Genomic DNA, 400 nt, shown 5'->3' with positions numbered 1-400 from the left:
TCGGTGATGCCGTACATGTTCACCAGCACCGGAGCGTCGTCCGGGTGCCGCGAGTACCAGTCCTCCAGCCGCCCCAGCTCCAGCGCCTCACCGCCGAACACCACCAACCGCAACGCCAGATCCGCACCGGGCGCCTCCCGGTCGGCGGCCATCAACTGGTAGAACGCCGACGGCGTCTGGCACAACACCGTGACCCTCTCCGCCTCCAGCAGCTTGAGGAAATCCTCCGGAGAACGCGACGTCAAATACGGCACAACCACCAGACGACCGCCGTACGCCAACGCACCCCACAGCTCCCACACGGTGAAGTCGAAGGCGTAGGAGTGGAACAACGTCCACACATCATCCGGCCCGAAATCGAACCAGCACTCCGTCGACCGCAGCAACCGCACCACATTGC

The 400-nt window shown here is 64.8% G+C and carries 1 protein-coding gene; it reads right to left on the bottom strand.

Features of this window, described 5'->3' with window-relative positions; all coding sequences use genetic code 11:
* On the bottom strand, positions 1–386 hold a 386-nt coding region (locus QSK22_RS33375; RefSeq protein ID WP_502872404.1), incomplete at its 3' end, for an AMP-binding protein.
* Between the last annotated feature and the right edge of the window lie 14 nt (positions 387–400).

This window comes from Actinomadura sp. NBRC 104425, from assembly GCF_030269545.1.
GTDB lineage: Bacteria > Actinomycetota > Actinomycetes > Streptosporangiales > Streptosporangiaceae > Spirillospora > Spirillospora keratinilytica.
This window is presented reverse-complemented; position numbering and strand designations above follow the sequence as displayed.